19 protein-coding genes are annotated in these 19,614 nt (G+C 62.1%); 3 read left to right on the top strand and 16 right to left on the bottom strand.

The features are described from left to right. Window positions 1-17: 17 nt before the first annotated feature. From ACVWZ4_RS22240 to ACVWZ4_RS22205, 8 genes are read right to left on the bottom strand one after another with little or no spacing between them, the layout of a single operon-like run. Complete coding sequence (locus tag ACVWZ4_RS22240) at window positions 18-674, bottom strand: amino acid ABC transporter permease (RefSeq protein WP_456704867.1); 657 nt, start codon at window positions 672-674, stop codon at window positions 18-20. Window positions 675-684: 10 nt separating this feature from the next. After that, window positions 685-1,353, bottom strand: a complete 669-nt coding sequence (locus ACVWZ4_RS22235; protein WP_456704868.1) for an amino acid ABC transporter permease — start codon at window positions 1,351-1,353, stop codon at window positions 685-687. Between the two features lie 51 nt (window positions 1,354-1,404). Then, entirely contained in the window at window positions 1,405-2,259 is an 855-nt protein-coding gene (locus tag ACVWZ4_RS22230; protein WP_456741199.1) for a shikimate dehydrogenase, read from the bottom strand. A gap of 15 nt (window positions 2,260-2,274) precedes the next feature. Beyond that, window positions 2,275-3,102: a shikimate dehydrogenase gene (gene aroE / locus ACVWZ4_RS22225; RefSeq protein ID WP_456735895.1), complete on the bottom strand. Its 828-nt coding sequence runs from the start codon at window positions 3,100-3,102 to the stop codon at window positions 2,275-2,277. A 3-nt stretch (window positions 3,103-3,105) separates the two neighbouring features. Further along, window positions 3,106-4,332 carry a CaiB/BaiF CoA transferase family protein gene (locus tag ACVWZ4_RS22220; protein WP_456704871.1) on the bottom strand — a complete coding sequence of 409 codons (1,227 nt, stop codon included), beginning with the start codon at window positions 4,330-4,332 and terminating at the stop codon, window positions 3,106-3,108. Beyond that, entirely contained in the window at window positions 4,329-4,799 is a 471-nt protein-coding gene (locus ACVWZ4_RS22215) for a MaoC family dehydratase (RefSeq protein ID WP_456704872.1), read from the bottom strand. Before ACVWZ4_RS22215 ends, ACVWZ4_RS22220 begins: the two co-directional genes overlap by 4 nt. A gap of 12 nt (window positions 4,800-4,811) precedes the next feature. Continuing rightward, entirely contained in the window at window positions 4,812-5,198 is a 387-nt protein-coding gene (locus ACVWZ4_RS22210) for a VOC family protein (RefSeq protein WP_456741198.1), read from the bottom strand. Window positions 5,199-5,202: 4 nt separating this feature from the next. Then, window positions 5,203-6,147 carry a ketopantoate reductase family protein gene (locus ACVWZ4_RS22205; RefSeq protein ID WP_456741197.1) on the bottom strand — a complete coding sequence of 315 codons (945 nt, stop codon included), beginning with the start codon at window positions 6,145-6,147 and terminating at the stop codon, window positions 5,203-5,205. 102 nt (window positions 6,148-6,249) lie between these two features. On the opposite strand from ACVWZ4_RS22205, the gene ACVWZ4_RS22200 reads away from it, so the two are divergent. Beyond that, window positions 6,250-7,230: a LysR family transcriptional regulator gene (locus ACVWZ4_RS22200; protein ID WP_456741196.1), complete on the top strand. Its 981-nt coding sequence runs from the start codon at window positions 6,250-6,252 to the stop codon at window positions 7,228-7,230. 91 nt (window positions 7,231-7,321) lie between these two features. Here the strand turns inward: ACVWZ4_RS22200 and ACVWZ4_RS22195 are convergent, their stop codons facing one another. From ACVWZ4_RS22195 to urtA, 8 genes are all read right to left on the bottom strand, one after another. Continuing rightward, on the bottom strand, window positions 7,322-8,362 hold the full coding sequence (locus ACVWZ4_RS22195) for an aliphatic amidase (protein ID WP_456704876.1): 1,041 nt from the start codon (window positions 8,360-8,362) through the stop codon (window positions 7,322-7,324). A gap of 52 nt (window positions 8,363-8,414) precedes the next feature. After that, on the bottom strand, window positions 8,415-8,765 hold the full coding sequence (locus ACVWZ4_RS22190; RefSeq protein ID WP_456741195.1) for an FmdB family zinc ribbon protein: 351 nt from the start codon (window positions 8,763-8,765) through the stop codon (window positions 8,415-8,417). A 67-nt stretch (window positions 8,766-8,832) separates the two neighbouring features. Then, window positions 8,833-10,062: a formamidase gene (gene fmdA / locus ACVWZ4_RS22185; RefSeq protein WP_456735898.1), complete on the bottom strand. Its 1,230-nt coding sequence runs from the start codon at window positions 10,060-10,062 to the stop codon at window positions 8,833-8,835. Between the two features lie 26 nt (window positions 10,063-10,088). Continuing rightward, window positions 10,089-10,778, bottom strand: coding sequence for an urea ABC transporter ATP-binding subunit UrtE (gene urtE / locus ACVWZ4_RS22180; RefSeq protein ID WP_456741194.1), 690 nt, complete (start codon window positions 10,776-10,778; stop codon window positions 10,089-10,091). 12 nt (window positions 10,779-10,790) lie between these two features. Then, on the bottom strand, window positions 10,791-11,546 hold the full coding sequence (gene urtD / locus ACVWZ4_RS22175; RefSeq protein WP_209961954.1) for an urea ABC transporter ATP-binding protein UrtD: 756 nt from the start codon (window positions 11,544-11,546) through the stop codon (window positions 10,791-10,793). Between the two features lie 10 nt (window positions 11,547-11,556). Next, window positions 11,557-12,696 (bottom strand): urea ABC transporter permease subunit UrtC, encoded by a 1,140-nt coding sequence (urtC, locus tag ACVWZ4_RS22170; RefSeq protein WP_456704880.1) that lies wholly within the window; start codon window positions 12,694-12,696, stop codon window positions 11,557-11,559. A gap of 23 nt (window positions 12,697-12,719) precedes the next feature. Further along, entirely contained in the window at window positions 12,720-13,646 is a 927-nt protein-coding gene (urtB, locus tag ACVWZ4_RS22165; protein ID WP_092239710.1) for an urea ABC transporter permease subunit UrtB, read from the bottom strand. A 120-nt stretch (window positions 13,647-13,766) separates the two neighbouring features. Beyond that, entirely contained in the window at window positions 13,767-15,026 is a 1,260-nt protein-coding gene (urtA, locus tag ACVWZ4_RS22160; protein ID WP_456704881.1) for an urea ABC transporter substrate-binding protein, read from the bottom strand. Window positions 15,027-15,200: 174 nt separating this feature from the next. Between urtA and ACVWZ4_RS22155 the strand changes: the two genes are divergently transcribed. Together ACVWZ4_RS22155 and ACVWZ4_RS22150 are read left to right on the top strand one after the other, a co-directional pair. Beyond that, window positions 15,201-18,569 (top strand): hybrid sensor histidine kinase/response regulator, encoded by a 3,369-nt coding sequence (locus ACVWZ4_RS22155; protein ID WP_456735901.1) that lies wholly within the window; start codon window positions 15,201-15,203, stop codon window positions 18,567-18,569. Further along, window positions 18,559-19,497, top strand: coding sequence for a response regulator (locus ACVWZ4_RS22150; RefSeq protein WP_456741193.1), 939 nt, complete (start codon window positions 18,559-18,561; stop codon window positions 19,495-19,497). The genes ACVWZ4_RS22155 and ACVWZ4_RS22150 overlap by 11 nt, the downstream gene beginning before the upstream one ends. The last annotated feature ends 117 nt before the right edge of the window (window positions 19,498-19,614 follow it).

The following is a 19,614-nucleotide window of genomic DNA, read 5'->3' as shown; positions in this document are numbered from 1 at the left end:
GGGCAGGTGCGCCGTTCCTACCTTTGACTGGCCAAGGCGAGCCTGGCCTCCATCCGGCTGCCCCACCACGAGAGTGGCCAGCAGAGGACGAAATACATTGCGCCGACCACGCCGAAGACGAGCAACGGCTGGAAAGTCTGGTTCGAAACGATTTGACCGGCGCGGGCGAGCTCGATGAAGCCGACGATGGCGGCGAGCGAGGTACCCTTGATCAATTGCACGAGATAGCCGATGGTTGCCGGCAGCGAGATGCGGATCGCCTGCGGCAGCACGATGTCGCGCATGCGGGACGAATAGTGCAGCCCAAGCGCCATCGCCGCCTCGGTCTGCCCGCGCGGCACCGCCTGGATCGCTCCGCGCCAGATCTCGCCAAGGAAGGCGGAGGCGTTCACGGTGAACCCGATCGCCACCGCGACGAACGCGTCGAGCTTCAGCCCGGTCAACGCCAATCCGTAGTACACGACGAAGAGCTGCAGCAGCAGCGGCGTGCCCTGGAATATCCCGATGTAGACGCGGACGGTCCATTCGACCCACTTATGACCACAAGTGCGCAAAAGCGCGACGGCAAGGCCGGCGGTGCAGCCACCTGCGAAAGCGACGAGCGTCAGCAGCACTGTCCATTGCAGCCCACGCAGCAGGAAGCCAAACTCGGGAAGACCAAAATGCGGTGCCATGATCTCCCCGTCAGCGTGTCGGATAGGAGAAGAAGCGGTGGGAGATGGCCGCAAAGCCCAGCATCAGTAGCCACGAGATCGCGAGATAGAGGAAGGTGACGGAAAAATAGACCTCGAAGCTGCGGAACGTGTCGCTTTCGATGCGCTGCGCAACCGACGTCAATTCGTAGGCCGATACCGCCGAACAGATCGATGAGGTCAGCGTCAGCATGATGAATTGCCCTGTGAGCGAGGGGTAGATCGCACGAAGCGCGGGCTTGAGCACGATGAAACGGAACACTTGCCCCTTGTGCAGTCCGAGCGCGTAGCCGGCCTCTATTTGCCCCTTGTGAATGGATTGCACCCCGCCGCGGATGATCTCGATGGCGTACGCGCCGCCATTGACGCCGAGTGCGATAATGGCAGTAGCGGTTGGATTGAGCTTCAACCCGATGAGCGGCAAGGCGAAGAACAGAAAGAATATCTGCACCAGGAAAGGCGTATTGCGCACCATCTCGACGAAGCCGATCACGAGAGCACGCAACCAGGCCGCTTTCGAATCGCGCGCCGCGACGCCCGCGACACCGATCATCATCGCGAGCGTCATGCCGGCAAGTGCCAGGCCCAACGTACCCGCACAGCCCCACAGCAGCGCGGGCATCGCATGCCAAACCACCGAGAAATCGAGCGTGTAGCCCATCTTGCGTTTCCTCTCGGGCGTTGTTCGTGCCGCTCGCCCATCGGCCTGACGTCATCCTCCCAGTGATGCGAACGTCGCGAAGAAGACGTCTGGATCAGGTGCGATGTCCGTGAACAGGCGGAATGCTTCGGTGCCCTGGTAGATCGCCATGCCGGCGCCATCGAGCGTGCGGCAGCCGAGGGTGCGGGCCGCGCGCAGCAGCGCGGTTTCCAGCGGGAAGTAGACGATCTCAGCGACCCACAGATCGGGACGCAGCAGGGCCGTCGGCAGCGGCGTCCCTGGATATTTGTCCATGCCGATCGGCGTCGCGTTGACGATTCCGTCTGCAGCAGCCACAGCCGCCTCGACATCCTGGCCAACCTTTAAGCGCCCTTCTTCAAATCGGGGGGACAATCCGTCGACCACGCTCTGCGCCTTGACCGGGTCGATGTCTATGATGGTCAGTTCCTGCACGCCGAGCTTCATGAGCGCGAAAGCGACCGCCGAGCCTGCGCCCCCCGCACCGAACTGAACGACGCGACGAAGCGACGCACCTTGCATGTTGCGACGAAAGTTCTCGGCGAAGCCGAACCAGTCGGTGTTGTGGCCAGTCATTCGACCGTTCCTGATGACCACGGTGTTCACGGCACCAAGCGCCTTTGCGTCGGGCGAGAGCTCGTCCAGGAGTGGAAGGATCGCCTGCTTGCACGGATGGGTCACGTTCAACCCGTCAAAGCCCATCCGCTTTGCGGCCCTGAGCAATTCCGGCAAGGTCTTCACGCCGAGCTTCAACTCGGACAGATCGATCTTCTTGTAGAGATAGCGGATGCCGGCGGCGTCAGCGGCGGCTTCGTGCATGGGCGGCGTGCGGGACGCAGCAATGCCGCTGCCGATCAGACCAACGAGAAAGCTGGATTTGGGAGGCATGTTCGGGATCGCTCGTCAGCTCAAAGGGACAGTCAACTCGGCGATGACCTGAGCCGTGCCGGGTCGAACCCCCCGCCACCAGGCAAAAGCTTCCGCCGCCTGCTCCACCAACATTCCGACGCCATCGGCCAGCTTGGCTACGCCTTCGACATGGGCCGCTTGCAGAAAGGAAGTCAATCCCTTGCCATAGGCAAGCTCGTAGGCCAGCTCCGCACCGCGGAAGACATTGCCCGGCAGTGGCGGCATCTCACCGCGCAGGCTGGCCGACGTCGCGTTGACCACGACGTCATACCCCTTGGTAAGATCGGCCAGTTCAGCATAACCGCTGACGATCAGGGGACCATAACCGGCAAACTCTTCGGCCAAAGCCACAGCCTTTGATAAGGTACGATTGACGAGCACCAACTCGGACGGCTCCTGGCGCAGGAACGGCAGCAGCGCGCCACGCGCCGCGCCGCCGGCACCGAGAATCAGGACGCGGCGTCCGGCCATTCTTACGCCGAGATTGACCGTGATGTCACGCACCAGGCCGACACCGTCGAAATTCTCGCCAATGATCCGATCGCCGACGAACTTCAGGCAGTTTACGGCGCCAGCTCGGTCGGCGCTCTCGGATAGCTCGTTTGCGTAGGCGAAGGCATCGAGCTTGAACGGAGCGGTGATGTTCAGCCCCTTGGCCCCCTCTGCCCGGAATTGATCAACCCGCTCGCTGAAGCCGTTGAGGGGCCCCTCGATCGCCTCATAGACAAGGTCCTGTCCCGTCATTCTGGCGAAAGTGCCATGGATGAGAGGTGATTTGCTGAAGCCGATCGGATTGCCGATCACCGCATAACGGTCGCTCATCGCTCACTCCTGCACTGCGACTTCGTTGAAGAGGACGCCGTCGCGCACCATCGCCTCGATGGTTTCGGCCGCCACTCCCAGCGAGGCGGCAATGCGGCGATTGTCCTGGCCGAGCAGCGGCGCTGGGGTCCGCACGGTGGTGTCGCAATCGGAGAAGCGGAAGGGCAGGTTCGGCAGCGTCACCTTGCCGAGCACAGGATGCTCCTGCTCGACCAGCATGCCACGCGCGTGGATCTGCGGATCCTTCACCACCTCTTCGATGGTCTGCACGGGAGCCGACGGCACACCTGCTTCCTCAAGTGCCGCAAGACAGGCGTCCCGGGAGGGCTGCGACAGCGTCCAGTTGCGCACAATCTCCATCGCTTCAGCGTAGTGGGCGTTGCGCGCGGCAGGGGTGGTGAAGCGTTGGTCGGAGGCCAGATTGTCTCCCCCGATCAGGCTCGCCAATCGTCTCCACGCATCATCGACTTGCGCGGCGACGACGAGATTGCCGTCCTTTGCCGGAAAGACGCCATAGACGGTCGAGTCCGGCTGTCCGCTTCCGGTCTGCTTCGGCAGGTCCGTCCCGCCAGAGAAGAAGTAACGCTGCACCGCATAATCGTGCATCGAGACCATGCAGTCGTATAGCGCGAGATCGATGTGCTGGCCGCGCCCGGACGACGCGCGGCCGACCAGCGCGGCATTGACGGCGGCCACACCGTGAATGCCGGTGTACATGTCCGCCAACGGCATGCGAAGCAGCGGCGGCGCTTCGCCGGGGGTGCCGAGTTGTGCCAAGGCACCCGACATCGCCTCTGCGATCAGGCCGAAGCCCGGACGATCGGCATAGGGACCGGTGTGGCCATAAGCCGAGACCGAGCAGTAGATCAGTCTGGGATTGCGCGCCGACAACGCCTTGTAACCGAGCCCGAGGCGCTCGAGTGCGCCGGGGCGGTAGTTCTCGATGAAGACGTCGGCCGTGTCGACGAGCTTCATCATCATGTCGAGACCGCGCGAATCGCGCAGATCGATGCACAATCCCTGCTTCCCCATGTTCTGCTGCAGGAAGTAGCCGGATTGTCCGTCCTTGAAATACCCGTGAGCGCGGCCCGCATCGCCTTCCTTCGGACGCTCCACCTTGATGACCTCAGCGCCCATCGCAGCGAGGCAACGGCCCATGAACGGACCTGCCAGGAAATGGCTGTAGTCGATGACGCGAATGCCTTTGAGCGGCAGATCTTGCGCGGTCATGCCTGTGCTCCTGCGGCTTCGGTCTTCGGGCGCATCGGAATCATCAACCTGTGTTCGCCAAGTTGCACCACTTCGCCGCGCTGATTGATCAGCTCCGATGGCAGCACCACGATGCCCCACCCTTCCCGCTTTGTTGCGCGCATCGAGCCGACGCGGAACTTCACGTGCACGGTGTCGCCGAGCTTGATCGGCAGCTTGAAATCCCAGGTCCAACCCAATGACATTCCCGGGAGGAAGCGATAGTCGGCGCGGGTCTTCAAACCATCGGCGAGCGACAGACCAAACAGCCCGTGCGCGACGCGCGTGCCGAATGGCGTGGTCTTGGCGTACTCCTCGTCGACATGAACAGGCGTGAAATCACCCGTCAGTTCGGCATACGCATTCACCATCGCTTCGGTCACCGTCACTGCGGGGGTGACGCATTCGTCACCGACCTTGGCATCGTCCCAGTAGCGTTCGTCGGTCATATCGCTTCTTCCTTATGCCCGTGGATTGATCGCCAGCGCCGCTTCCACCGCGCCCGCACTGGCTTGCAAGATTTCGACGTTCAGCCCGCCCGGCAGTTCGAGCCAGTTCGGTCCGGCGGGCAGTGCTTTGGCACCCCACGCGGCGGCGCGGGCGAGCACACCTTCGTAATCGTCGACCATGATGCCGAGATGGGCGAGACGCCCCTCCGGTCCGACGAAGTGCGGATCCTCGATCAGTTGCACGCTTCCGAGCACCCAGACCTGACGCGGGCGCGCACCATCAGCCGGTTGCTCATCGCGAATAGCGAGACCAAGCACCTCACGAAAGAAGCCGACGTGACGATCAACGTCAGGCACCCGGATCGCGACGTGTTCGACGTAGGCGCGGGGCAACGACATCGTCTCAGGCCTTTCCCGGATAGTCGCTGCGGGCGTATTCGAGCCCTTTGACCAATGCGACGAGGGTAGAATTGACGGGGGTCGGTACGTTCAGCTTGGCACCCCAACGCACGACCGAGCCGTGAATGTAATCGATCTCGGTCAGGTTGCCGGACTGCAAGCTCTGCAACATCGACGTCTTGAACTCGGGCGGAAGTCCGGCAGACGCCATCGTCCAGGCCTGCCGCGGATCCGCAATCGAGATATTCACGCCGGCCGCCTGCGCCACCGCGATCCCCTCCGCGATTGCGGCCAGCGCGCAATCTTCCAGGATCGGCAACGAATAGAGGCCGCCATAGGTCAGCCCGGTAACGGCGGTGATTCCTCCTCCGGCGACGTTGATGAACAACTTGTCCCACATCGTGCCCAAGATGTTGTCGCTGAGCAGCGTGAGAATGCCGGCACGATTGAACGTTTCGGAGATTCGTCGTGCGCGTTCCGTCAAACGACCATCGAGCTCGCCGATGATGGTTTCCTTGCCGATCACGCCCGAGCGAACATGACCAGGGCCGAGCAACACGCCGCCAACATAGGTCTTGCCTGCCATGACACGGTCGGGACCGACTTCCTCCGACAGAATGTCCTCGTGACCAAGCCCGTTTTGAAGCGACATCACGACAGTCTGCGGCCCAATGATCGGCGCAGCTGCGCGAATGGCATCTCGCGTGTGGTAGGATTTGACCAGTACGATGACGAGGTCCGCCTCGACCCCCACCTGGGTCGCGGAGGTGCACGCAGTAACCTTCACGACGGTCTCGATGCCACCTTCGAGCAACCTGAGGCCACCGGCATTGATCGCGTCGATATGCGCCTGGAACGGATCGATGAGCCAGACCTCGGCCCCGCCACGTGCCAGCGTGCCGCCGATGGTGGAGCCCAAGGCCCCCGCTCCGATAAAGCAGATCCTCATCTGAACGCTTCTCCCGCGCCTTGCCTGGCGTTGGAAGCGAGGTAGCAGGCTGACCTATATTTGGATATACTATGATCCTTATAATCGTTATTGTGATTTGCAATGAAGCTTCAGGATCACGCCGAGACCAACCTGCTGGACCCGCGCCTGCTCAGGCTGTTCGACGCATTGTTCACCACGAGCAGCGTCACCAAGGCAGCCGAGAAGCTCGGTCAAAGTCAGCCGACCATTTCGATCTGGCTGGCGCGCTTGCGAAAGGAATTGGACGATCCGCTCTTCATCCGGTCGGCGGAGGGGATGCTGCCGACGCCGCGCGCCGAGGCTCTCATCGGCACGGCCAGACAGGCGCTGGAAATGCTACGTCGCCTGGCGGAGCTTCGCATCGACTTTGATCCGACGATCGCAAAGCGCCGTTTTACCATCTGCATGACGGATGGAAGCCACGTCACGCTGCTTCCGGCCATCCTCGCTCACGTTCGCAGCGTCGCGCCGGGCATCCGCATCGAGGCGGCACAGATCGGCGCGGACACCCCACGGATGCTACAATCCGGCGAAGCCGATCTGGCGCTCGGCTACATCTCGGATCTCGACGCGGGACACTTCCAGCAGGCACTCTTTCCGCAGGATTGGGTCTGTCTGGCGAATGCGAGACATGCCCGGATCCGGGACCGCATCACCGCAAAGGACTTCAGGCGCGAGGCGCACGTCCTCATACACTCCGGCACTGGACATCAGTTGCTGGCGGACGCACTAAAGGAGCAGCGGATGGTCCTTGACGTTGTGCTCGAGCTCCCCGGTTTTTTGGGGCTTCCCACAATCGTCGGGACGACTGATCTGATCGCCACCCTTCCAAGGCACATCGGTGAAACGTTGGCTCATTATTACGGACTGCGCGTGCTCGACTGCCCGCTGCCGATCGCCGGGTTTACGGTGAAGCAATATTGGCACGCCCGCTTCCATCACGACCCGGCAAGCCAATGGCTGCGTGGCGTGTGCGGGGAGCTTTTCCAGCAGCAGGACGTGCGGGGTCTGCATCGTTCAGGTCGGCCGAAGAAACGAAAGCCACGCGATTTGCAGCCGTAGTGGAGCGCTTGATGAGGGCGGAAGCTAAGCAGCCAAATGCTGCTGCTACCGCCGTCGCATCAGATCAACCGGCAACTTGCCGCGCAATGAACTAGTAGTTCGTGGCGTTCTTCTCGTTGGGAATGCCTTCGATCGGGCATTCAGCGGTTCCTACGGTCGGGCGGGTCATTGCCTCGACCATATCCCGGGTGCCTTCGGGGTCGGCGATCCACTTCGAATAGAAGTCATAAGGACAGGCTGCGAGGCCCTTCGCGCTTTCGCCCGAATTGATCGTTCCGGTGTAGCCACGATGCAGCAGCTTGAAGAGATGGTTCTGCGACTGGTTGTTGCGGCGGGCATCGCGGATAAGGCTCTTCGACAGGCCGGCGTACTGGATGCCATACTCCTCCTCGCCGGTCTCACCAAGCGTCCGGCCATCGAAGCCGACGATCGCTGAGTGACCGAAATAGGAGTAGACGCCATCGAAGCCCGCGGCGTTGGCCACCGCGACATAAACATTGTTGGCCCAGGCCATCGCCTTCGAGATCATCACCTGCTGCTCCTTGGCCGGATACATATAGCCTTGGCAACGCACGATCAGCTCTGCGCCCTTCATCGCGCAGTCGCGCCAGATCTCCGGATAATTGCCGTCGTCGCAGATGATCAGACTGATCTTCAGCCCCTTCGGGCCTTCCGAGACATAAGTGCATTTGCCCGGATACCAGCCCTCGATCGGCACCCACGGCATGATCTTGCGATACTTCTGCACGATCTCGCCGTTGTCGTTCATCAGGATCAGCGTGTTGTAGGGCGCCTTGTGCGGATGCTCCTCATGGCGCTCGCCGGTCAAGGAGAACACGCCCCATACCTTCGCCTTGCGGCAAGCTTCGGCAAAGATCGCAGTCTCTTCGCCCGGCACCTGCGAGGCGGTCTCGTACATCTCCTTGGCGTCGTACATGATGCCGTGGGTCGAGTATTCCGGAAAGATCACGAGATCCATGCCGGGCAGACCGAGCTTCATGCCCACGACCATGTCGGCAATCTTGCGGGCGTTGTCGAGCACCTCGGCCTTGGTATGCAGCCGCGGCATTTTGTAGTTGACGACGGCAACGCCGACCACGTCATTGCTGGAAGAAATGTCACCATGAAGCATTTGAAAACGCCCTTCGGTTCTGGTTCGAGCTTCTGATCCGTTGCGGTCCGCGTCAGTGGCTGATCATCCAGGGCCGCGCGGTCGGGAAGCCGACAGCGCCGCTCTTGCTCTTGGTCACGAGCCGTCCCGGTTTCTTCTTGCTGCCGGTCCCGCAGCAGCCGCAGCCCGGACCATGGGTGGCCTTGTACTGGTCGAGCGTCTTCGGCGCGTGCTTGCTGCGCTCATTGGTGGCGTGCGCCTTGCGCTTGTCACCGGGCATGCAGAAGAACGCCGGCGCGGTGAGGATCACGCGCGGCGATTTCATCTCGCAGCGCGGACAATCCTGCGGCGCGTCGCATTCGGCCATCGGACGCATATCGGTGAACGGGCCGCAATCATTGCAGAGATATTCATAGACGGGCATCGTCGCTCTCTTCGCTGTAGCACGTCGGACGCGGGACGCATCGCCCCGCATCCGTTTCGCATGGGAGCTACTTGTCAGGTGAGATCGGCATCTGCACATCGCCCGTGATGTGCTTCACCGGCCCGGCGGAGGACGGCATCACGTCGAAGTCGAATATCTCGGTCGGCAGCCATAGCGTGGCGCAGGCGTTGGGCACGTCGACCACGCCCGAGATGTGACCCTGGCACGGCGCCGTGCCGAGGATTGAATAGGCCTGCGCGCCGGAGTAGCCGAATTTCTTCAGATACTCGATCGCGTTCAGGCAAGCCTGGCGATAAGCGATGTGAACGTCGAGGTAATGCTGCTTGCCAGCCTCGTCGACCGAGATGCCTTCGAAGATCAGATAGTCCTTGTAGTTCGGCGTGATCGGCGACGGCTTGAACACGGGATTCCTGATGCCGTATTTCGCGACGCCGTCCTTGATGATGTCGACCTTGATGTGCAGCCATCCGGCCATCTCGATCGCGCCGCAGAAGGTGATCTCGCCGTCGCCCTGGCTGAAATGCAGATCGCCCATCGAGAGGCCGCCGCCGGGAACGTAGACCGGGAAGTAGATCTTCGAGCCGCGCGACAAATCCTTGATGTCGCAATTGCCGCCATGCTCACGCGGCGGCACGGTACGGGCGCCCTCGAGACCGATCTTGGCCTTGACGTCACCCTTGGCCTGGCCGGCATGCGCGGTCGGCGCGAACGGCGGGTTGGCAAGGCCCGGCACACGGGTCGGGTTGGTCGCGATCAGTTCGGCTTCTCGCGCGTTCCAGGCCGCGAGCATCTTGGCGTCGGGCAGACAGCCAATCAGGCCAGGATGGATCAGACCGGCGAAATTCACGCCGGGCACATGACGTGACGAGGTGTAGAGACCCTTGATGTCCCAGATCGACTTCTGCGCCAACGGGAAGTGATCGGTCAGGAAGCCCCCACCATTCTGTTTGGAGAAGAAGCCGTTGAAGCCCCACAGGCTCTCCTTCAGCGGACCAACGTCGAGCAGATCGACGACGAGAAGGTCGCCGGGCTCAGCCCCCTTGACGCCGATCGGACCGGACAGGAAGTGCACGATCGACAGGTCGATATCGCGAACGTCGTCGGCCGAGTCGTTGTTCTTGATGAAGCCGCCGGTCCAGTCGACGGTTTCGATGATGAAATCGTCGCCCGGGCTGACCCACTCGACGATCGGAACCTCCGGATGCCAGCGGTTGTGGATCTTGTCGTTTTCATAGGCCGATTTGGTGAGATCGACCTTGATCAGTGTCTCTGGCATCGAGATGTTCCCCTTGGTTCTACTGGTCAGACAGACAGGAATTTCGAGATCTGCGCGGCATCGACGCCGTCGCGCGGATCGTCACGCACAATCTCGCCGTTCTCGATCACGAGCACGCGGTCGGCGATGTCCAATGCGAAGCTCAGGACCTGCTCGGAGACGACGATCGACAGGCCCCGCTCATCGCGGATGCGCTTCAACGTGCGCGCCATCTCCTTGATGATCGACGGCTGGATGCCTTCGGTCGGCTCGTCCAGCAGCAACACTTTCGGCTTGGTGGCGAGCGCGCGGGCGATCGCCAGTTGCTGTTGTTGGCCGCCGGAGAGATTGCCGCCGCGGCGGCCCTTCATCTCCAGGAGCACGGGAAACAGCTCGTAGATATCCTCCGGCACTTCCGAGCCGCCGGAGACGACGAGGCCGGTCTCGATGTTTTCCTTCACCGTCATGGTGGAGAAGATCATGCGGCCCTGCGGCACATAGGCGAGACCCTTGGCGACCCGGTCGTAGCTCGGCAGCGATCCGAGCTCGGCGCCGTCCATGGTCACCGAGCCGCTCTTGGTCGGCACGATCCCCATCAGCGACTTCATCAGAGTGGTCTTGCCCATGCCGTTGCGGCCCATGATCGCGACGATCTCGTTAGGCGCGACCGAGACGTTGAGGCCGTGCAGCACCTCGCTCTGGCCGTAGGCGACGCGAAGATCATTGATTGCCAGCATTGATGTCGCTCCTTAATGGCCGAGGTAAACTTCGATCACTTTCGGATCGTTCTTCACCTTCTCCATGGTGCCCTCGGAGAGAATCTGACCCTGGTGCAGCACCGTAACCTTGTGAGCGATGTCCTCGACGAATTTCATGTCGTGCTCGATGACGAGCACCGAGCGATCCTTGATGATGCGGTTGAGCAGCTCGGCGGTCTTGGCCCGCTCGGAGACGCTCATGCCGGCGACAGGCTCGTCGAGCATCAGCAGGTCCGGATCCTGGATCAGCAGCATGCCGATCTCGAGCCACTGCTTCTGGCCGTGGCTGAGCAGCGCCGCGCTCATGTTGAGCCGGTCCTTCAGGAAGATCATCTCCGCGACTTCATGGACGCGATCGCGGACGGCGGCATCGCGGGTGAAGGTCAGCGCGCCGAAGACGGTGCGGCCGCGCGGATAGGAGATCTCCAGATTCTCGAACACCGTGAGATCGTCATAGATCGACGGCGTCTGGAACTTGCGGCCCACGCCGGCCTTGACGATCTGGTTCTCCTTCAGCTTGGTCAGGTCCTTGCCGCGAAACTCGATCGAGCCCGACGTTGCTTTGGTCTTGCCGCAGATCAGGTCGAGCACGGTGGTCTTGCCGGCGCCGTTTGGACCGATGATGACCCGGATCTCGTTTTCCTCGACATAGAAGGAGAGATCGTTGACCGCCTTGAAGCCGTCGAAGGAGACGGTCAGGCCGGAGACCGCGAGCAGGAATTCCTTGGGCTGATGACCGACGAGCATAAGATCCTCCTCACTCTGCGGGTGCGCCGTCGGCGACCGAATTCTCGGTCCAGCCGGCCTTCGGCTTGCGCACACCGACCAGTCTGCTGATCCGCGGCTGGACGTAATCTCCCCAGATGCCCGCGAGACCGTTCGGGAATGCGAGCACCACTGCGATGAACAGGCCACCGAGGCCGAACAGCCAGAGCTCGGGGAACGACTCGGAAAGGCTGGTCTTGGCGAAGTTCACCAAGATCGTTCCGTAGACCGCGCCCAGGATCGAGAGGCGGCCGCCGACCGCGGTGTAGATCACCATCTCGATCGAGGGCACGATGCCGACAAAGGACGGCGACATGAACCCGACATTGAGCGCGAACATCGCGCCTCCGATCGCGGCGAAGATCGCGGCGATGCAGAAGGCGAAAATCTTGAAGTTGGCGACGCTGTAGCCCGAGAACCTGACACGGTCTTCCTGATCGCGCATCGCCACCAGGATGCGGCCGAGCTTGGAGTGGCGGACGAACTGCGCGATGAAGATGCAGGCGAACAGCAGGCCAACTTCGAAGAAATAGAGTACGATCTTGGCGTGGTCGGGACGGATGTCCCAGCCTTTCAGCGTGCGCAGATCGGTCATGCCGTTGATGCCGCCGGTGTAGCCCTGCTGCCCTACGATCAGGATGGTCAGGATCGCCGCGACCGCCTGCGTGATGATCGCGAAATAGGTGCCGCCGACGCGGCGCTTGAACATCGCAGCACCGATGACGAGGGCGAAGATGCCCGGCACCAGGATCACGGCGGCGATGGTGAAGGTCAGACTGTGGAAGGGCTTCCAGAAGAACGGCAGCGCGGTGATCTGGTTCCAGTCCATGAAATCGGGAATGCCCGGCGTCGACTGGATCTTGGTGTTCTCGACACTCGACGCCTCGAGCTTGAGAAACATCGCCATGCAGTAGCCACCGAGACCGAAGAATACGCCCTGGCCCAGACTGAGAATGCCGCCATAGCCCCAGCAGATCACGAGCCCGAGCGCGACGAAGGCATAGGTCAGGTATTTGGCGACCAAGTTGAGACGGAAGACGTCGAGGCAGAGCGGCAGGATCACGACAAGAAAGACGCCGAGCACCAGGATGCCGATCAGCTCCGAACGCGAGGTAAAGCGACTGTCGTTCATGGGTTCAGCCCCCTGCACTTTCGTTATTTGCGGACCTTGAGGGCGAACAGACCCTGCGGCCTCAGCATCAGAATTCCGACCACTGCGAGCAGCGTCAGCACCTTCGCCATCGAACCCGACATGAAAAACTCGAGCGTCGACTGGGTCTGCGAGATCGAGAAGGCCGAGGCGATGGTGCCAAGCAGGCTGGCGGCGCCGCCGAACACGACGACGAGGAAGGTGTCGACGATGTAGAGCTGGCCTGACGTCGGGCCGGTCGAGCCGATCATGGTGAAGGCGCTGCCGGCAACGCCGGCGATGCCGCAACCGAGTGCGAAGGTGTAGCGGTCGACCTTGGCGGTGTTGATACCGACGGCCCCGGCCATAATGCGGTTCTGCACGACGGCACGCACCTGGCGCCCCCAGCGCGACATGAACATGACATAGGCGACGCCGATCGTAATAAGCACCGTCAGGCCCATCACGAAAACGCCGTTGATCGGCACCTCGATGGAGTCCGTGACTCGCAGCGAGCCCAGCATCCACTGCGGCAGCTCGACACCGACCTCGCGCGCGCCGAAGATCGAGCGATAGGCCTGCTGCAACATCAGACTGAGGCCCCAGGTCGCGAGCAACGTGTCGAGCGGACGCTTGTAGAGATGCCTGATCAGCACCCATTCGACCAGCATCCCGAGCGCGCCGGAGGCGAAGAAGGCCAATATCATGGCGAGAAAGAAGTAGCCGCTGAACAGGCCGGGCAAATAGGTCTGGAAGAGATTCGACGTCATCCAGGTGACGTAGGCGCCGAGGATCATGAACTCGCCATGGGCCATGTTGATGACGCCCATCTGGCCAAAGATGATCGCAAGCCCCAGCGCCATCAGCACGTAGACGGAAAACAGGATCAGGCCGGCAAAGCCCTGCATGACGAAGATCGAGCCGAGGTCGCCAATCGAGTAGTCGCCGAACATCTGATTTCTCCATCGAGGGACAAGGTCCCGCGTCGCGAGCAAATTCGCGACGCGGGGTCGTGAGACGCGGATTGACGGTCCGCGTCAGGGAGCTGTTGCTCGGGGGAAAAATCGCCGGGCTTATTGGTAGCCCTTCGGGAACGGATCGGGCTCGACCAGATCGGCGGTCTCGTAGATCAGCTCGAACTGACCATCGAGCTTGGCGCGGCCCACGCGGGTCTTGGACCAGAGATGATGATTCTCATGGATGCGTACGTAGCCTTCCGGCGCGCCCTTGAACTCGACGCCGGGCGATGCCGCCGCGATTTTGTCGATGTCGAACGAGCCGGCCTTCTCGACCGTCAACTTCCATAACCACGGGCCGAGATAGGCAGCCTGGGTGACGTCTCCGATCACCGTCTTCTCGCCCCACATCTTCTTGAACGCCGGGACGAACGCCTTGTTGTTGGGATTGTCGAGCGACTGGAAATACTTCATGCACGCGTAGGCGCCTGCGATGTTCTCGCCGCCGATGCCGTCGATCTCGTCCTCCGTCACCGAGATCGTGAGCAGCGCCTGCTTGGACAAATCGATGCCGGCCGCCTTGAGTTGCTTGTAGAAGGCGACGTTGGAGCCGCCGACCACGTCCGTGAAGATGACGTCGGGTTTGGTCAGCTTGATCTTGTTGATCACCGAATTGAACTGGGTGTTGCCGAGCGGGTAATATTCCTCGCCGACGACCTTGCCCTTCAGCACGTTCTCGACGTGCTTGCGCGCAATCTTGTTCGAGGTGCGCGGCCAGATATAGTCCGAGCCGATGAAGAAGAACGATTTGGCGCCCTTCTCCTTGGCGATCCAGTTCAGGCCGGCGAGAATCTGCTGGGTGGCTTCCTGCCCGGTGTAGATCACGTTCTTCGACTGCTCGAGACCCTCATAGAAGGTCGGGTAATAGAGCATGCCGTTATACTGCTCCATGACCGGCAGCACCGCCTTGCGCGAGGCCGAGGTCCAGCAGCCCATGATCGCTGCGACCTTGTCGTTGACCAGCAGCTTCTTGGCTTTCTCCGCAAACGTGGGCCAGTCGCTGGCGCCATCTTCCTGGATGAACTTGATCTTGCGGCCGAGCACGCCACCGGCAGCGTTGATCTGCTCGATCGCGAGCTTCTCGGCTTCGATCGAGCCGGTCTCCGATATCGCCATCGTGCCGGTGGCCGAGTGCAAGATGCCGACCGTCACCTCGCTATCGGTGACTGCGAGGCCCGTGGTGTTGACCGCGGAAGTTGCAGGCGCCTGCGCATAGGACGATCGCGGAAGCATGGTTATCGCGGGAACCGCCGCCATTCCCATCAGCAGCTTGCGGCGGAATGCCGACTGCAGGCCCTTGTTTGTTTCGTCTGACATGAGCACCCCATTGGTTTGACAACGCGCTTATTGGTGAGGCGAGGATTGCTCAAAATTGTGCAACGCACAGATACGTGGGATTGCGTATACTGCACCGCAAAATAGCGACGTAGGTTTTTGGTACGGACTTTGCTGACGATCAACGCCGGCAACCGGGTCAGGAGTTTTGCGCAAGTGGCAGGGCGGCAGCGGATTGACCGCGTCAGGCGACAATACAATCAATGGGTCGCCAACCAGACGCTGGAAGACTATGCGCTGCGCTTTACCGCCAAAAGCGCACGGCGCTGGTCCGCCGCCCGCGTCGCCAACACCGCCCTCGGCGCAATCTCGTTCCTGGCGCTGGAAGCGATCGGCGGCACCATCACGCTGAACTACGGCGCCAGCAACGCGACAGCAGCAATTCTGGTCGTCAGCGTCATCATCTTCCTGTGCGGCCTGCCGATTGCCTATTATGCCGCAAAATGCGGCATCGACATCGATCTGCTGACCCGTGGCGCCGGCTTCGGCTATATCGGCTCGACAATCACCTCGCTGATCTACGCCTCCTTCACCTTCATCTTCTTCGCCTTCGAGGCCGTGATCCTGGCCGCCGCGCTCGAGATGTGCTTCGGCATTCCCCGCCCGCTCGGCTATCTCATCGGCGCCATCGTCATCATCCCGCTGGTGATCTACGGCATCACGCTGATCAGCCGATTCCAGCTGTGGACGCAACCGCTGTGGGTGATCCTGCATCTGCTCCCGTTCGCGGCGATCGCCTGGGCCAATCCGCATTCCTTCGCGGAGTGGCGGGGATTTGCGGGCGACCACGGCGATCCCAACGGCCATGTTGATCTGCTGCTGTTCGGCACTGCCGCCTCGGTGGTGTTCTCGCTGGTCGCGCAGATCGGCGAACAGGTCGACTTCCTGCGCTTCCTGCCGCGCGACCGCCGCACGTCGAAGACGTCATGGTGGATTGCGCTACTCTGCGCCGGTCCAGGCTGGATCATGTTCGGAGCGCTGAAACTCCTGCTCGGCTCGTTCCTCGCCTACTTCGCTCTGAGCCATGGCGTCGGCCTCGAACAGGCGGCCGAGCCGGCCAACATGTATCTCGAAGCGTTTCGCTATGTGCTGTCGCAACCCGAACTCGCACTGGCGCTGACCGGCACGTTCGTGATCCTGTCGCAAGTCAAGATCAACGTCACCAACGCCTATGCCGGCTCGATCGCCTGGTCGAACTTCTTCTCGCGCCTGACCCATAGCCATCCCGGCCGCGTCGTCTGGCTGGTCTTCAACGTCATCGTGGCGCTGCTGCTGATGGAGATCGGTGTTTACAAGGCGCTTGAGCAGACGCTCGCACTGTATTCCAACGTCGCGATCGCCTGGGTCGGTGCGCTGGTCGCCGATCTCGTCATCAACAAGCCACTCGGTTTGCGCCCGGCGCAGATCGAGTTCAAGCGCGCGCATCTCTACGACATCAATCCGGTCGGCGTAGGCGCCATGACGATCGCGACCATCGTCTCGATCTCGGCGTTCTACGGATTGTTTGGTCCGAGCGCGAAGGCTCTGTCGGCCTTCGTGGCGCTCGTCGCCGCCTTCGTTTCAGCGCCCCTGATCGCATGGGCAACCGACGGCAAATACTACATCGCTCGCAAGCCGAAGCGGAGCTGGCAGAACGTCGAGGCGATCCGGTGCTGCATCTGCGAGCATTCGTTCGAGCCGGAGGACATGGCGTCCTGCCCCGCCTACGCCGGACCGATCTGCTCGCTGTGCTGCTCGCTCGACGCCCGCTGCCATGATCTCTGCAAGCCGCACGCACGGGCCGGTGCGCAGATATCGGGGGCGCTCGGCAAGTTGCTGCCCGAAACGATATATGCGCGGATCAACTCGCAGTTCGGCCAATACATCGGCGTGTTCGCCGTCTCGGCCGGCCTGGTCGGGCTGACGCTGGGGCTGATTTACCTGCAGACCTCGGCCACCCTACACGCCGACGCATTGCTGGCTGATGTGCTGTGGAAGGTGTTCTTCGCACTGATTATCATCATCGGCGTGGTCGTCTGGCTGTTCGTGCTGGCGCAGCAGAGCAGGCGCGCCGCTGAGGAAGAGACACGGCGGCAGACCGCGTTGCTGATCCAGGAGATCGACGCGCACAAGCGTACCGATGCCGAATTGCAGCGTGCCAAGGAGGTCGCAGAATCCGCCAACCTCGCCAAGAGCCGCTATGTGGTCGGCCTCAGCCACGAGCTACGCTCGCCGCTGAATGCGATCTCCGGCTACGCGCAACTCCTCGAGCAGGACAACAGCTTGCAGGCGCGGCCTCGCGACCAGGTCCGCGTGGTCCGTCGCAGCGCCGATCATCTCTCGGGCCTGATCGACGGAATCCTGGACATCTCCAAGATCGAAGCGGGACGGCTCTATCTCTCGCGCGACGAGGTGCGCCTCAACGACTTCCTCGATCAGCTCGTCGGCATGTTCCGCCTTCAGGCCGCCGCCAAAGGCATCGACTTCGTGTTCAAGCGGCCGGCGGTGCTGCCGGTTGTGGTCTATGCGGATGAAAAGAGGCTGCGGCAGATCCTGATTAACCTGCTGTCCAACGCGATCAAATTCACGCAAACAGGCAGCGTGAAGTTCGTCGTGCATTATCGCAGCCCGGTTGCGGAGTTCGAGGTCGTCGATACCGGACCCGGCATCCAGCCGGACGATCTCGAACGCATTTTCGCACCTTTCGAACGCGGCGCGCTCGGCGTGGCGCAGCCGCAAACCGGCACCGGCCTCGGATTGACCATCAGCCGCCTGCTCGCAGGTGTGATGGGCGGCGACATCAAGGTGACGAGCACGGTCGGCGCCGGCGCGACCTTCCGCGTCAAACTCCTGCTTTCCGAAGTGACGAACCCCCGGCGCGACGCCCCGGTGGAGGCCCCGATCCACGGCTATCTCGGCCCGCGCAAGACCATCCTGATCACCGACGACGATCCGACCCATCGCGATCTCCTGCGCGAGGTGCTGGCGCCGCTCGGCTTCATCCTGCTCAGCGCGCCCGATGGGGCCGGCTGCCTCGCGTTGGCGCAACACTGCCGGCCCGATCTGTTCCTGCTCGACATCTCCATGGCCGGCATGGACGGCTGGACCGTGGCGGAAACCCTGCGCGCCAAGGGTCATCACAGCGCGCGCATCCTGATGGTGTCGGCGAGCGCGCTGGAAGCGCACGGTGCGCCGCTGGCGCAGCCGTTCCATGACGGCTATCTGATGAAGCCGATCGACATCCCGCGGCTGCTGGAGACCATCGGCCAATTGCTCAAGCTCGAATGGCAGTACGAGGCCGACCGGGCACCGGTGCCGCTGTGGAAGCCGGAGAGCGGCTCGCGGCCGCCGGAGAAATATGTCGAGGAACTGATCGGACTTGGTCGGCTCGGCTTTGTCAGGGCGATCCAGCTCAAGCTCGACGAGATCGGCACGGAGCTGCCGGAACACGCCGATTTCGTCACCCATATGCGCGCGTTGGTCGATCGCTTCGATCTCGACCAGTACATGGCGACGCTGAAAACCTTGCACGGCTATGATCACTGATCCCAAGATCGCAGATCCCAAGAAGCGCGACGTCGCCCTGGTCGTCGACGATTCGCCCGAGACCTTGCGGCTCCTGACCGATGCGCTCGACAGCGCCGGCATGACAGTCATGGTTGCGCTCGACGGCTCTTCTGCGATGCGGATCGTCGACCAGATCACGCCCGACATCGTGCTGCTCGATGCGGTGATGCCCGGCATGGACGGTTTCGAGACCTGCCAGCGGTTGAAGCGCGATGCCGGCCTGGACGGCGTGCCGATCATCTTCATGACGGGGCTGGCCGAGACCGAGCATATCGTGCGCGGACTTGAAGCCGGCGGCGTCGACTACGTGACGAAACCGATCGTGATCGAGGAAATGCTGGCGCGGATCCGCGTCCACCTTGCCAACGCGCGGATGACGCAGAGCGCGCGCGCCGCCCTGGACGTTTCCGGGCGCTATCTGCTCGCGGTAAACAGCACGGGCAAGCTGCTGTGGGCGACACCGCAGGCGCAGAAGCTGTTGTCAGACACGCTCGCCGACACCGGAGGCTTCACCCTGCCCGAACCGATGCCGCAATGGCTCGATCAGGTGCAGAAGGGCAAAGCGGCGGCGAAAACCGCGACCATGGCTGCGTTCCCCGGCAATGAGCAACTGCGGCTGCAATTCATGGGCAAGCTCGGTCCCAACGAATTCCTGCTGCGGCTGGCCAAGGACACCAGCGGCGACATGCCCGCCGAATTCGCCAGCGAGCTCGGCCTCACCACGCGGGAGGGCGAGGTGCTGTCCTGGCTCTCCAAGGGCAAAACCAACCGCGACATCGCGCAGATTTTGGGATTGAGCCCCCGCACCGTCGACAAGCATCTCGAGCAGATCTATTCCAAGCTCGGCGTCGAAAACCGCACCGCGGCGGCCGCGATCGCAACCCGTGCAAACCGGCGCAGTCAGTAAAGCGCATTCCCCATCGGCAAGACTGCGGTAGTCCGAAAGCCGCCGATCCAGGGCGAAACGAATCGCCGATTTTGCGCCGCATCATTGGCAGTGTCACGGAACGCTCAATTTTTGAGC

This window comes from Bradyrhizobium sp. USDA 4472, assembly GCF_054058595.1.
This window is presented reverse-complemented; position numbering and strand designations above follow the sequence as displayed.